Raw genomic sequence first — 13,620 nt, 5'->3', positions numbered from 1 at the left:
GACGAGCATAAAAAAACCCGCGCCAAGGCGCGGGTTTTATAGTCTTGCTGGAAGATGACTTAACGCTGAACGTCGCCCAACAGCCTACCGCGCAAATGGCATGCGTTTAGTAGTAGTAGGCTGGTGATGCGAGTGGTGCGAATCATTGCGTCAAACTCCAGATGAAATCGTTATGCTTTTAGAGTTACTGGATAGCCGTTTCAAAGTCAACCCCTGGCATGGAAAAAGCGTTTTTGGTCCGCAGCGTGAATTAGCTAATTGTGCTGATGTTAGCCCTTTTTTGCCGAAGATCCTATTTTGGACCTGCGGGGGCGCACAGGGATATGTTTCATTTGAAAATGTACTTTGCATTAAAGGCCTCGCTCACGATGCGCCGCGAGCGAAGCGGTCAAAAATCGCTATCTGAATGAAATAATTATATTTATTTTTCGTGTGAATATGTCTACCCCTTAGCGGATCTTTTTTCAATGATAAATAGTTGTTAATTTTATGGGGTGGAAAATAAAATACTTTATTATTGCTTAAGTTACAGTTAACCATTGGTGTTGTTTTTATTTTTTTGGATTATGGTTAGACTCATCTTCATTAAGTAACTCATATTGTTTGAGCAGTTTATTAATTCCGGTGGTACCGGTTTGACACTGCCACTCATAGCCTTGATATATTCCTAAAATACACCTTTGCTATTTTGCAAATGTCATTGGCATGATAAATGATATTTTCGGCGCTAATTATAGCGGTTTAGTAAAGGGAATTCATCGTGACGGCGGAACTAGATATGTTAATTGAAAGTCCAGAATATAAATCAGCCCCCGGACAGGAAGTCGTAAAACCTCAACTACGGATGGTTGATCTCAATCTGCTTACCGTTTTTGATGCGGTTATGCAGGAACAGAATATTACCCGTGCCGCCCATACGCTCGGCATGTCTCAACCGGCGGTGAGCAACGCGGTTTCACGTCTGAAAGTGATGTTTAATGATGAGCTGTTTGTACGCTATGGCCGCGGTATTCAGCCGACGGCGCGGGCCTATCAGCTGTTTGGCTCAGTGCGTCAGGCGCTGCAGCTGGTACAAAACGAATTGCCAGGCTCCGGTTTTGAACCCTTGAGCAGTGAGCGTGTTTTCAATCTGTGCGTCTGTAGCCCGCTGGATAACATCCTGACGTCGGTAATTTTTAATAAAGTCGCCGAAATCGCGCCCAATATTCATTTAGTCTTTAAATCAGCGCTTAATCAAAATACGGAACATCAGTTACGTTATCAGGAAACGGAATTTGTGATCGGTTATGAAGAGTTTCGTCGTCCTGAGTTTGCCTGTGTACCGCTATTCAAAGATGAAATGGTTCTGGTGGCTAGTCGCAACCATCCGCGTATCTCCGGACCGGTGATGGAGGCTGATATTTATCGCGAGGAGCATGCCGCGGTGGCTCTCGATCGGTATGCCTCATTCAGTCTGCCGTGGTATGACACGGCCGATAAACAAGCGCGCATCGCATATCAAGGTAATGCGATGGTCAGCGTATTAAACGTGGTGTCGCAAACGCAGATGGTGGCCATTGCGCCGCGCTGGCTGGCAAATGAGTTTGCCGATAAGTTAGCGCTGCAAATATTACCTCTGCCGCTGAAGGTGAATAGCCGGACCTGCTATCTCTCCTGGCACGAAGCGGCGGGTCGCGATAAAGGTCATCAGTGGATGGAAGAGCTGCTGGTGGATATTTGTCAGCGCTGAGCCGATGGCAATAAGCATGAAAGGGGCTTCGGCTCCTTTTTTTATATGATTTAATTACAATAATGCAGAATTTTATGCTGTTTACCCTTTCGGTTGCTCTCCGCCCGTTAACAAAAAATGGATCAATTCCTGCTATCGCGCCTTTTCTCCGAGTATTTACTATTCTCTTTTCTTATATCTGAAGCATTCCACCATATTTTCCTCTCTCCGCTTGTTTTTCTTCTTATTCTACTTAGAAAGCATCTCCGGTGGCGAATTGCCTGCCTGCTGGCGAGCAGTTATGGTAGTGGCATGCAGTCCATTCACCTCAGTGCGGAGGGGTACTCCTTCGCATCGTGCGAGCGCGCGGAAATTGAGTTCCGCTGTCGTAAAACAATAAGCCTGGAGGCAAACCATGGAGATGTTGTCAGGAGCCGAGATGGTCGTCCAATCGCTTGTCGATCAGGGCGTCAAGCAAGTATTCGGCTATCCCGGAGGCGCAGTCCTCGATATCTATGATGCGTTACATACCCTTGGCGGTATCGATCATGTGCTGGTTCGCCACGAGCAGGCGGCGGTGCATATGGCGGATGGCCTGGCGCGAGCGACCGGGGAGGTCGGTGTGGTGCTGGTGACCTCAGGGCCTGGGGCGACGAACGCCATCACCGGTATCGCGACGGCCTATATGGACTCTATCCCGCTGGTGATCCTCTCCGGGCAAGTGGCGACATCGCTTATCGGCTACGATGCCTTCCAGGAGTGCGACATGGTGGGGATTTCCCGCCCGGTGGTGAAGCACAGTTTCCTGGTGAAGCAGACCGAAGATATTCCCGGCGTGCTGAAGAAAGCCTTCTGGCTGGCGGCCAGCGGTCGCCCCGGGCCGGTGGTGGTCGATCTGCCGAAGGATATACTCAATCCGGCGAAGAAACTGCCGTACGTCTGGCCAGACGCGGTCAGCATGCGCTCGTATAACCCGACGACCAGCGGTCATAAAGGCCAGATCAAACGCGCCCTGCAGACCCTGGTGGCGGCGAGCAAGCCGGTCGTCTACGTCGGCGGCGGGGCGATCAATGCGCATTGCGAACCTCAGCTGCGCGAGCTGGTGGAAAAGCTGAAGCTGCCGGTGGCCTCCTCCCTGATGGGGCTGGGCGCTTTCCCGGCGACGCACTCGCAGGCGCTGGGGATGCTGGGCATGCACGGCACTTATGAAGCCAACATGACCATGCACCATTCAGACGTGATTTTTGCCGTCGGCGTTCGCTTTGACGATCGGACCACCAATAACCTGGCCAAATACTGTCCGAACGCGACTGTGCTGCATATCGATATCGATCCGACCTCAATCTCGAAAACCGTGCCAGCAGATGTGCCGATCGTCGGCGATGCCCGACTGGTGCTGGAGCAGATGCTGGAGCTGCTGGAGCAGGAAGAGGCGCAGCAGCCGCTGGACGACATTCGCGACTGGTGGCAGCAGATTGAGCAGTGGCGCGCCCGCCATTGCCTGCGCTACGACGACCAGAGCGACAAGATCAAACCGCAGGCGGTGATAGAAACGATCTGGCGCCTGACTCAGGGCGATGCCTATGTCACTTCCGATGTGGGTCAGCACCAGATGTTCGCCGCCCTCTATTACCCCTTCGACAAGCCGCGGCGCTGGATTAACTCCGGTGGCCTCGGCACCATGGGCTTTGGCCTACCGGCTGCGCTGGGGGTCAAAATGGCTCTGCCGGACGAAATGGTCGTCTGCGTGACCGGTGACGGCAGTATCCAGATGAACATTCAGGAACTCTCTACTGCGCTGCAGTATGAGCTGCCGGTCCTGGTGCTTAACCTTAACAACCGCTATCTGGGGATGGTGAAGCAGTGGCAGGATATGCTCTATTCCGGGCGCCACTCGCAGTCCTATATGGAGTCGCTGCCGGACTTCGTTCGTCTGGCGGAAGCCTACGGCCACGTTGGGATCCGCATCAGCGAGCCGCAGGAGCTGGAGACGAAGCTTGCAGAAGCCCTGGAGCAGGTGCGACAGCGCCGGCTGGTGTTTGTCGATGTCACCGTCGACGGCAGTGAGCATGTGTACCCCATGCAGATCCGCGGCGGCGGCATGGATGAAATGTGGTTGAGCAAAACGGAGAGGACCTGATTATGCGCCGGATATTATCGGTATTACTGGAAAACGAATCGGGCGCATTGTCCCGCGTTATCGGCCTCTTTTCCCAGCGCGGCTATAATATAGAAAGCCTGACTGTCGCCCCGACGGACGATCCGACCCTCTCCAGGATGACCATCCAGACCGTGGGCGATGAAAAAGCGATCGAGCAGATTGAAAAGCAGCTGCACAAGCTGGTGGATGTCCTGCGGGTCAGCGAGCTGGGGCAGGGGGCTCATGTCGAACGCGAAATCATGCTGGTGAAGGTCCAGGCCAGCGGTTACGGCCGTGAAGAAGTGAAGCGCAACACCGAAATCTTTCGTGGACAGATTATCGACGTGACGCCTTCTATCTATACCGTTCAACTCGCCGGCACCAGCGATAAGCTCGACGCTTTCCTGGCCTCCCTGCGCGATGTCGCTCGGATCGTGGAAGTGGCTCGCTCCGGCGTGGTCGGCCTGTCTCGCGGTGATAAAATCATGCGCTGAGGATCGGGAACTGATGCAAAAATAGCCCGGCAGCGACTGTCGGGCTTTTTTTTTGCGAAATCAGTAGGAACTGTAAGCGAAAGCGGTTGCTGCGCTAACTATTCTGCGCTTAGATGTTATAAAAAGGGTTCCATACCTGAATAATGGTTATGTTTGGCACTTCTTACCCAAGGGGCAATTGTGAAACTGGATGAAATCGCCCGGCTGGCCGGTGTTTCAAGAACCACCGCGAGCTATGTGATTAATGGCAAAGCGAAGCAGTACCGCGTAAGCGACAAAACGGTCGAAAAAGTGATGGCTGTCGTGCGAGAGCACAACTATCACCCGAATGCGGTCGCTGCTGGCCTGCGTGCAGGACGCACACGCTCTATCGGTCTGGTGATCCCGGATCTGGAGAACACCAGCTATACCCGCATTGCAAATTATCTGGAGCGGCAGGCGCGCCAGCGCGGCTATCAGTTGCTGATTGCCTGCTCGGAGGATCAGCCCGATAACGAAATGCGCTGTATCGAGCATCTGCTACAGCGCCAGGTGGACGCCATCATTGTTTCCACCTCGCTGCCGCCGGAGCACCCTTTTTATCAGCGCTGGGCTAACGATCCGTTTCCGATTGTCGCCCTCGACCGCGCCCTTGACCGCGAGCACTTCACCAGCGTCGTCGGCGCTGACCAGGATGATGCCGAGATGCTCGCCGCCGAGTTGCGGACTTTTCCCGGCGAAACGGTGCTTTATCTGGGCGCGCTGCCGGAACTGTCGGTGAGCTTCCTGCGCGAGCAAGGCTTCCGTAAAGCCTGGCAGGACGATCCGCGTGAGGTGCATTATCTCTATGCCAACAGCTACGAGCGAGAAGCGGCGGCCCAGCTGTTTGAGAAATGGCTTGAAACCCATCCGATGCCGCAGGCGCTGTTCACCACCTCTTTCCCGTTGCTGCAGGGCGTCATGGATGTGACGCTGCGCCGTGAGGGTAAACTGCCTTCCGAGCTGGCGATCGCCACCTTCGGCGATAATGAGCTGCTCGATTTTCTGCAGTGTCCGGTACTGGCCGTGGCCCAGCGCCATCGCGATGTCGCTGAGCGGGTGCTCGAGATCGTCCTCGCCAGCCTCGATGAACCGCGCAAGCCGAAGCCGGGCCTCAGCCGTATTCGTCGTAATCTTTATCGCCGCGGCAGCCTGAATCGCCGTTAAGGGCGCAATATCGTCAGCACCCAGGATTAATCCTGGCAGGCCTGCCAGAGAGCAGGCCGCTGGCGATAAATCAGGCAACTGACGTCCAGAATGCAAAACTGAATATATTTCAGACAAATCCCTAAACTTCTTTACGCGTTATTTTGTTTTATTCGCTGGCAATCGTTTTGCGACTCAAAACGGGACACAAAAAATGATTGTGCCGGCTTTAATTGTATTATTTTGTTACATTCACCAAGTTAATTGCTGAATTAACACCCATTTTGTTAGCCCCAACCTTTCTCTCCTGCCTTATCCCGCGCCTGGTCAGCCCTTCAGCCAGCAACAGGTACTGTTAACGGCCGGCATAATGGCCTAAAATGCCGCTCGCGTCGCAAACTGACACTTTATATTTTCCCGCCGAAGATATTTTGATGTTTATAACTGTTACGAGTTTGTTGGTTATTTTCTTACACGTATTCATAACGTTAATTTGCCTCGCCTGTTGATGATTTTTTCATCAGGGCTAATGTCGGCTGTAAATAATGGGTTTTTGAGCTCCGTTGGCATTCGTGCTGGCTTGACAAGCTTTTCCTCCGCTCCGTAAACTCCTTGTGGTGGGAATTTGTGGGATAAAGTGGCGAAAAGGGGTGAGGCTGGCATGTTCCGTGGAGCAACGTTAGTCAATCTCGACAGCAAAGGCCGCCTGGCCGTGCCAACGCGCTATCGCGATGGGCTGATCGAGGACGCTGCCGGTCAATTGGTATGCACCATTGACATTCATCACCCGTGCCTGCTGCTTTATCCATTGCCTGAATGGGAAGTCATCGAGCAGAAATTGTCGCGTTTATCGAGCATGAATCCCGTTGAGCGGCGCGTACAGCGTTTGCTTCTGGGTCATGCCAGCGAATGTCAGATGGATAATGCCGGTCGCTTGTTGATAGCGCCGGTGTTACGGCAGCATGCCGGGCTGACAAAAGAAGTGATGCTGGTCGGGCAGTTTAATAAATTTGAACTGTGGGACGAAACGACCTGGTATCAACGGGTCAAGGAAGATATCGACGCTGAGCAGTCCGCGACCGGTGAACTGTCGGAGCGCCTGCAGGATTTGTCTTTATAAAAATGATGGAAAATTTTAAACACACTACGGTACTTCTGGATGAAGCCGTCAACGGCCTCAATATTCGTCCAGACGGTATCTATATTGATGGTACCTTTGGTCGCGGCGGTCACTCGCGCCTGATCCTCTCCCAACTGGGAGCGGAAGGACGCTTGCTGGCAATCGATCGCGATCCTCAGGCGATTGCCGTCGCGCAAACCATCGATGATCCCCGCTTTTCCATCGTACATGGTCCATTTTCACAGCTTGCTGAGTACGTCGGCGAGCGCAATCTTACCGGTAAGATCGACGGCATTCTGCTCGATCTTGGCGTCTCTTCCCCGCAGCTTGACGATGCGGAACGCGGCTTTTCCTTTATGCGCGACGGGCCGCTGGATATGCGCATGGATCCGACCCGCGGTCAGTCCGCGGCCGAATGGCTGCAGACCGCTGAAGAAGCGGATATCGCCTGGGTGATTAAAACCTTCGGCGAAGAGCGTTTCGGTAAACGGATCGCCCGCGCGATCGTCGAACGTAATCGCATTGCACCGATGACCCGCACCAAAGAGCTGGCGGAGGTCATCGCCGCGGCGATGCCGGTAAAAGATAAGCACAAACATCCCGCGACCCGTACCTTCCAGGCGGTGCGCATTTGGGTAAACAGTGAACTGGAGGAGATAGAGCAGGCGCTAAAAAGCTCGCTCAGCGTGCTGGCCCCGGGCGGGCGGCTGTCGATCATTAGTTTTCATTCGCTGGAAGATCGCATTGTAAAGCGCTTTATGCGTGAGCAAAGCCGCGGTCCGCAGGTTCCGGCGGGAATACCGATGACCGAATCGCAGCTCAAAAAACTGGGCGGCCGTGAGTTACGAGCACTAGGCAAGTTGATGCCGGGCGAAGAAGAGGTGGCAGAGAATCCACGTGCCCGTAGTTCAGTGCTGCGTATCGCAGAGAGGACGAACGCATGATCGGCAGAGTGACAGAGGCCTTAAGCAAAGTTAAAGGGTCGATTGGAAGCAACGAGCGCCATGCTTTGCCTGGCGTGATCGGGGACGACCTTCTGCGGTTTGGGAAACTGCCACTCTGCCTGTTCATTTGCATCATTATTACGGCGATTACCGTGGTCACCACCGCGCACCACACGCGCCTGTTGACCGCGCAGCGTGAACAACTGGTTCTGGAACGCGACGCCCTGGACATTGAGTGGCGCAACCTGATCCTCGAAGAGAACGCGCTCGGCGATCACAGTCGGGTTGAACGGATCGCGACCGAGAAGTTGCAGATGCAACACGTCGATCCATCACAAGAAAATATCGTTGTACAGAAATAAGGATTATTGCGACGGATGAAAGCAGCGCCAAAAACGCCAAAAGCAAAACGTCAGGAAGAACAGGCCAACTTTATCAGTTGGCGTTTTGCGTTGCTGTGCGGCTGCATTCTGCTGGCGCTGACTTTCCTGCTGGGGCGCGTTGCCTGGCTACAGGTGGTCAGCCCGGATATGCTGGTGCGTCAGGGCGATATGCGTTCCCTGCGCGTACAGGAAGTGTCCACCGCGCGCGGGATGATTACCGACCGCTCCGGACGTCCACTGGCGGTCAGCGTGCCGGTGAAAGCTATCTGGGCCGATCCGAAAGAACTCCATGATGCCGGCGGGGTAACACTGGATACGCGCTGGAAGGCGCTGGCGGATGCCCTCAATATGCCGCTGGATCAGCTGGCGACGCGGATCAATACCAATCCGCGGATGCGTTTCATCTATCTGGCGCGTCAGGTTAACCCTGACATGGCCGACTACATCAAAAAACTGAAGCTACCGGGCATTCATCTGCGTGAAGAATCCCGTCGTTACTACCCTTCCGGGGAAGTGACCGCTCACCTCATCGGTTTTACCAACGTCGACAGCCAGGGGATTGAAGGGGTCGAAAAAAGCTTTGATAAATGGCTCACCGGCCAGCCGGGCGAGCGTATCGTGCGTAAAGACCGCTATGGCCGGGTAATTGAAGACATCTCTTCCACCGACAGCCAGGCGGCGCACAACCTGGCGCTGAGTATCGACGAGCGTCTGCAGGCGCTGGTCTATCGTGAGCTGAACAACGCCGTGGCCTTTAACAAAGCCGAGTCCGGCAGCGCGGTGTTAGTGGACGTGAACACCGGCGAAGTGCTGGCGATGGCCAACAGCCCGTCCTACAACCCAAACAACTTCGCCGGCACGGCGAAAGACACCATGCGTAACCGCGCCATCACCGACGTCTTCGAACCCGGTTCGACGGTGAAGCCGATGGTGGTGATGACGGCGCTGCAGCGCGGTATCGTCAACGAAAATACCGTGCTCAATACCGTGCCTTATCGAATTAACGGCCACGAAATTAAAGACGTGGCGCGCTACAGCGAATTGACCCTGACCGGGGTGCTACAGAAGTCGAGTAACGTCGGTGTTTCTAAGCTGGCGTTAGCGATGCCGTCCTCAGCGTTAGTAGATACTTACTCACGTTTTGGGCTTGGAAAGGCGACCAATTTGGGGTTGGTCGGAGAACGCAGTGGCTTATATCCTCAAAAACAACGGTGGTCTGACATAGAGAGGGCCACCTTTTCTTTCGGCTACGGGCTAATGGTAACCCCGTTACAGTTAGCGCGAGTCTACGCAACGATTGGCAGCTACGGCATCTATCGCCCGCTGTCGATTACCAAAGTTGATCCACCGGTTCCGGGCGAGCGTGTCTTCCCGGAATCACTCGTTCGTACCGTCGTTCATATGATGGAAAGCGTGGCGCTGCCCGGCGGCGGCGGCGTGAAAGCGGCGATCAAAGGCTATCGCATCGCGATTAAAACCGGTACGGCGAAAAAAGTGGGGCCGGATGGCCGCTATATCAACAAATATATTGCTTACACCGCAGGCGTTGCGCCCGCCAGCCATCCGCGCTTTGCGCTGGTGGTGGTGATCAACGACCCGCAGGCAGGTAAATACTACGGTGGCGCCGTTTCCGCGCCGGTGTTCGGTGCCATCATGGGCGGCGTATTGCGCACCATGAACATCGAACCGGATGCGCTGGCAACGGGCGAAAAAAGTGAATTTGTAATTAATCAAGGCGAGGGAACAGGTGGCAGATCGTAATTTGCGCGACCTTCTCGCTCCATGGGTGCCAAACGCACCGGAGCGCATTCTGCGAGAGATGACGCTGGACAGCCGGGTGGCGGCTTCCGGCGATCTCTTTATCGCGGTACAGGGTCATCAGGCGGACGGGCGTCGTTATATCCCGCAGGCGATAGCGCAAGGTGTGGCTGCCATTATTGCTGAAGCGCAGGGCGAAGCGAAAGACGGTGAGATCCGTGAAATGCACGGCGTGCCGGTTATCTACCTGAGCCAGCTTAACGAACGTTTATCGGCGCTGGCCGGGCGTTTTTATCATCAGCCGTCGCAGCAGCTGCGTCTGGTGGGCGTGACTGGTACCAACGGCAAAACCACCACCACCCAGCTTCTGGCGCAATGGGCGAAACTGCTCGGCGAAACCAGCGCGGTGATGGGGACCGTCGGCAACGGGCTGCTGGATAAAGTGGTGCCGAGCGAAAACACCACCGGCTCTGCGGTCGATGTTCAGCACGTGCTTTCCGGCCTGGTCGAGCAGGGGGCAACCTTCGGCGCGATGGAAGTCTCTTCCCACGGGCTGGTGCAGCACCGCGTGGCGGCCGTGCAGTTTGCCGCCTCGGTATTTACCAACCTGAGCCGCGACCACCTCGACTACCATGGCGATATGGCGCACTACGAAGCGGCGAAATGGCTGCTGTACTCCACCCACCATTGCGGCCAGGCCATCGTCAACGCTGACGATGAAGTCGGTCGTCGCTGGCTGGCGAAGCTGCCGGACGCGGTGGCGGTGTCGATGGAAGATCATATCAATCCGAACTGCCACGGCCGCTGGCTGAAGGCCACCGCGGTCAACTATCACGACAGCGGCGCCACCATCCAGTTTGACTCCAGCTGGGGCAACGGTGAAATCGAAAGTCGCCTGATGGGCGCCTTTAACGTCAGCAACCTGCTGCTGGCGCTGGCCACGCTGCTGGCGCTGGGCTATCCGCTGGCCGATCTGCTGAAAACGGCGGCTCGTTTACAGCCGGTATGCGGCCGTATGGAAGTGTTCAGCGCGCCCGGTAAACCGGCCGTGGTGGTGGATTATGCCCATACGCCTGACGCGCTGGAAAAAGCGCTGCAGGCCGCGCGCCTGCACTGCAGCGGCAAGCTGTGGTGCGTCTTCGGCTGCGGCGGAGACCGCGACAAAGGCAAGCGTCCGCTGATGGGGGCGATTGCTGAAGAGTTCGCCGATATCGTGGTCGTCACTGACGACAACCCGCGTACCGAAGAGCCGCGGGCGATTATCAACGATATTCTGGCCGGCATGCTCGATGCAGGTCATGCAAAAGTGATGGAAGGCCGTGCGGAAGCGGTGACCAACGCCGTGATGCAGGCGCAGGAGAACGACGTGGTGCTGGTGGCGGGTAAAGGCCATGAAGATTACCAGATCGTCGGCAACCGTCGTCTGGATTATTCCGACCGCGTCACCGTCGCGCGTCTGCTGGGAGCGGTAGCATGATTCGCTTTACGTTAAGCCAGCTCGCCGCGATCGCTCATGGCGAACGGCAGGGTAGCGATATCGCTATCGACGAGGTGACCACCGACACCCGTAAAGTCACGGCGGGCTGCCTGTTTGTGGCGCTGAAAGGCGAGCGTTTCGACGCCCATGATTTTGTCGAACAGGCGAAAGCGGCAGGCGCCAGCGCGCTGCTGGTGAGCCGTCCGCTGCCCTGCGATCTCCCGCAGGTGATCGTGAAAGATACCCGGCAGGCTTTCGGCGAGTTGGCCGCCTGGGTACGTCAGCAGGTGCCGACCCGCGTCGTCGCCCTGACCGGCTCGTCCGGTAAAACCTCGGTCAAAGAGATGACCGCGGCGATCCTCAGCCAGTGCGGCAACACGCTGTATACCGCCGGCAACCTGAACAACGATATCGGCGTACCGATGACCCTGCTGCGTCTGACCAAAGAACATCAGTACGCGGTGATTGAGCTTGGCGCCAACCACCAGGGCGAAATCGCCTGGACCGTCAGCCTGACGCGTCCGGAAGCGGCGCTGGTCAACAACCTTGCCGCCGCGCACCTTGAAGGTTTCGGCTCGCTGGCGGGCGTGGCGAAGGCGAAGGGCGAAATCTATACCGGTCTGCCGGAAAACGGCATCGCCATTCTCAATGCCGACAACAACGACTGGCTGAACTGGCAGGCGGTGATTGGCGATCGCAAAGTGTGGCGCTTCTCGCCGAACGCGGCCAACAGCGATTTCACCGCGACTAACGTGCAGATCACCAGCCACGGCACCGAATTTACGCTGCAGACCCCAACCGGCAACGTTGACGTACTGCTGCCGCTGCCGGGACGCCACAACATCGCTAACGCGCTGGCGGCGACCTCGCTGGCGATGGCGGTAGGCGCCGATCTGGCGGCGGTGAAAGCCGGTCTGGCGCAGCTGCAGGCCGTTCCGGGACGTCTGTTCCCGATCCGCCTGACCGAGAGTCAGCTGCTGCTGGATGACTCCTATAACGCTAACGTCGGTTCGATGACCGCGGCGGTGCAGGTGCTGTCAGAGATGCCCGGCTTCCGGACGATGGTGGTCGGCGATATGGCGGAGCTTGGCGCGGAAAGCGCGGCTTGCCATCGTGAAGTCGGCGAAGCGGCGAAAGCGGCAGGGCTGGATTGTGTTCTCAGCGTCGGCGCCTTGAGCGCGGATATCAGCCGCGCCAGCGGCGTGGGCGAACATTTTAACGATAAAGCCGCCGTGGTGGCTCGCCTGCGCGAGCTGCTGGCGGAGCATAAGATAATGACCATTTTAGTGAAGGGTTCACGTAGTGCCGCCATGGAAGAGGTAGTACGCGCATTACAGGAGACTGGGACATGTTAGTATGGCTGGCCGAACATTTGGTCAAATATTATTCCGGCTTTAACGTCTTTTCGTATTTGACGTTTCGCGCCATCGTCAGCCTGCTGACCGCGCTGTTCATCTCTCTGTGGATGGGCCCGCGCATGATCGCCCGTCTGCAAAAACTCTCCTTCGGCCAGGTGGTTCGTAACGACGGTCCGGAGTCTCATTTCAGTAAGCGCGGCACCCCGACCATGGGGGGGATCATGATCCTCACCGCGATCACCGTGTCGGTGCTGCTGTGGGCTTACCCGTCCAACCCGTACGTCTGGTGCGTGCTGACGGTGCTGATCGGCTACGGCATTATCGGCTTCGTTGATGACTACCGTAAAGTGGTGCGCAAAGACACCAAAGGCCTGATCGCCCGCTGGAAGTATTTCTGGATGTCGGTGATCGCGCTGGGCGTGGCGTTCGCGCTCTATCTGGCCGGGAAAGACACCCCGGCGACCGAGCTGGTGGTGCCGTTCTTTAAAGACGTCATGCCGCAGCTGGGGCTGTTCTATATCCTGCTGGCCTACTTCGTGATCGTCGGCACCGGCAATGCGGTTAACCTGACCGACGGTCTCGACGGCCTGGCGATCATGCCCACCGTCTTCGTCGCGGCGGGTTTTGCGCTGGTGGCGTGGGCGACCGGTAACATGAATTTCGCCAACTACCTGCACATCCCCTATCTGCGCCACGCCGGCGAACTGGTGATCGTCTGTACGGCGATCGTCGGCGCGGGGCTGGGCTTTCTGTGGTTTAACACCTATCCGGCGCAGGTCTTTATGGGCGACGTCGGTTCGCTGGCGCTCGGCGGCGCGCTGGGCATTATCGCCGTGCTGCTGCGTCAGGAATTCCTGCTGGTGATTATGGGCGGCGTTTTCGTGGTGGAGACCCTGTCGGTGATCCTGCAGGTCGGCTCCTTTAAGCTGCGCGGTCAGCGTATCTTCCGCATGGCGCCGATCCACCACCACTATGAACTGAAAGGCTGGCCGGAGCCGCGCGTTATCGTGCGCTTCTGGATTATTTCGCTGATGCTGGTGCTGATTGGCCTGGCGACGCTGAAGGTGCGTTAAT

At 56.4% G+C, this 13,620-nt stretch carries 12 protein-coding genes; 11 read left to right on the top strand and 1 reads right to left on the bottom strand.

What is annotated here, in order from left to right:
* Positions 1-59: 59 nt before the first annotated feature.
* Positions 60-146 (bottom strand): leu operon leader peptide, encoded by an 87-nt coding sequence (leuL, locus tag L2I46_RS15360; RefSeq protein ID WP_017901192.1) that lies wholly within the window; start codon positions 144-146, stop codon positions 60-62.
* A gap of 614 nt (positions 147-760) precedes the next feature.
* Here leuL and leuO point away from each other — a divergent pair.
* The 11 genes from leuO to mraY all read left to right on the top strand — a co-directional run bounded on the left by leuO (position 761) and on the right by mraY (position 13,619).
* Positions 761-1,729 carry a transcriptional regulator LeuO gene (gene leuO / locus L2I46_RS15355; protein ID WP_072140386.1) on the top strand — a complete coding sequence of 323 codons (969 nt, stop codon included), beginning with the start codon at positions 761-763 and terminating at the stop codon, positions 1,727-1,729.
* A 394-nt stretch (positions 1,730-2,123) separates the two neighbouring features.
* A complete protein-coding gene (gene ilvI, locus L2I46_RS15350; RefSeq protein ID WP_002888534.1) occupies positions 2,124-3,848 on the top strand; it encodes an acetolactate synthase 3 large subunit in 1,725 nt (574 codons plus the stop codon).
* Positions 3,849-3,850: 2 nt separating this feature from the next.
* On the top strand, positions 3,851-4,342 hold the full coding sequence (gene ilvN / locus L2I46_RS15345; RefSeq protein ID WP_002888536.1) for an acetolactate synthase small subunit: 492 nt from the start codon (positions 3,851-3,853) through the stop codon (positions 4,340-4,342).
* A 180-nt stretch (positions 4,343-4,522) separates the two neighbouring features.
* Positions 4,523-5,527, top strand: a complete 1,005-nt coding sequence (cra, locus tag L2I46_RS15340; RefSeq protein WP_004145952.1) for a catabolite repressor/activator — start codon at positions 4,523-4,525, stop codon at positions 5,525-5,527.
* 640 nt (positions 5,528-6,167) lie between these two features.
* On the top strand, positions 6,168-6,626 hold the full coding sequence (gene mraZ, locus L2I46_RS15335; protein WP_004204327.1) for a division/cell wall cluster transcriptional repressor MraZ: 459 nt from the start codon (positions 6,168-6,170) through the stop codon (positions 6,624-6,626).
* Positions 6,627-6,628: 2 nt separating this feature from the next.
* On the top strand, positions 6,629-7,570 hold the full coding sequence (rsmH, locus tag L2I46_RS15330) for a 16S rRNA (cytosine(1402)-N(4))-methyltransferase RsmH (protein ID WP_004204328.1): 942 nt from the start codon (positions 6,629-6,631) through the stop codon (positions 7,568-7,570).
* Complete coding sequence (ftsL, locus tag L2I46_RS15325) at positions 7,567-7,932, top strand: cell division protein FtsL (protein ID WP_002888550.1); 366 nt, start codon at positions 7,567-7,569, stop codon at positions 7,930-7,932. Before rsmH ends, ftsL begins: the two co-directional genes overlap by 4 nt.
* 15 nt (positions 7,933-7,947) lie before the next feature.
* Positions 7,948-9,714 (top strand): peptidoglycan glycosyltransferase FtsI, encoded by a 1,767-nt coding sequence (locus L2I46_RS15320; RefSeq protein WP_023291977.1) that lies wholly within the window; start codon positions 7,948-7,950, stop codon positions 9,712-9,714.
* Positions 9,701-11,188, top strand: coding sequence for a UDP-N-acetylmuramoyl-L-alanyl-D-glutamate--2,6-diaminopimelate ligase (gene murE, locus L2I46_RS15315; RefSeq protein ID WP_023291978.1), 1,488 nt, complete (start codon positions 9,701-9,703; stop codon positions 11,186-11,188). The genes L2I46_RS15320 and murE overlap by 14 nt, the downstream gene beginning before the upstream one ends.
* A complete protein-coding gene (gene murF, locus L2I46_RS15310; RefSeq protein WP_105491202.1) occupies positions 11,185-12,543 on the top strand; it encodes a UDP-N-acetylmuramoyl-tripeptide--D-alanyl-D-alanine ligase in 1,359 nt (452 codons plus the stop codon). Before murE ends, murF begins: the two co-directional genes overlap by 4 nt.
* The gene (gene mraY / locus L2I46_RS15305) at positions 12,537-13,619 is read left to right on the top strand and encodes a phospho-N-acetylmuramoyl-pentapeptide-transferase (protein ID WP_004204335.1); all 1,083 of its coding nucleotides are present in this window, start codon (positions 12,537-12,539) and stop codon (positions 13,617-13,619) included. The genes murF and mraY overlap by 7 nt, the downstream gene beginning before the upstream one ends.
* Position 13,620 lies beyond the last annotated feature (1 nt).

Source organism: Klebsiella sp. 2019SCSN059, from assembly GCF_021739525.1.
In the GTDB taxonomy this organism is placed as follows: domain Bacteria; phylum Pseudomonadota; class Gammaproteobacteria; order Enterobacterales; family Enterobacteriaceae; genus Klebsiella; species Klebsiella quasipneumoniae.
Note: the sequence above shows the minus strand (reverse complement) of the source record. Positions and strands in the feature narration are given on the sequence as shown.

What these genes read in the sequence shown, in the direction of transcription:
- leuL (WP_017901192.1), bottom strand. Translation starts at nt 146, where the DNA reads ATGATTCGCACCACTCGCATCACCAGCCTACTACTACTAAACGCATGC.
- mraY (WP_004204335.1), top strand. Translation starts at nt 12,537, where the DNA reads ATGTTAGTATGGCTGGCCGAACATTTGGTCAAATATTATTCCGGCTTT.
- ftsL (WP_002888550.1), top strand. Translation starts at nt 7,567, where the DNA reads ATGATCGGCAGAGTGACAGAGGCCTTAAGCAAAGTTAAAGGGTCGATT.
- murF (WP_105491202.1), top strand. Translation starts at nt 11,185, where the DNA reads ATGATTCGCTTTACGTTAAGCCAGCTCGCCGCGATCGCTCATGGCGAA.
- ilvI (WP_002888534.1), top strand. Translation starts at nt 2,124, where the DNA reads ATGGAGATGTTGTCAGGAGCCGAGATGGTCGTCCAATCGCTTGTCGAT.
- mraZ (WP_004204327.1), top strand. Translation starts at nt 6,168, where the DNA reads ATGTTCCGTGGAGCAACGTTAGTCAATCTCGACAGCAAAGGCCGCCTG.
- rsmH (WP_004204328.1), top strand. Translation starts at nt 6,629, where the DNA reads ATGATGGAAAATTTTAAACACACTACGGTACTTCTGGATGAAGCCGTC.
- ilvN (WP_002888536.1), top strand. Translation starts at nt 3,851, where the DNA reads ATGCGCCGGATATTATCGGTATTACTGGAAAACGAATCGGGCGCATTG.
- L2I46_RS15320 (WP_023291977.1), top strand. Translation starts at nt 7,948, where the DNA reads ATGAAAGCAGCGCCAAAAACGCCAAAAGCAAAACGTCAGGAAGAACAG.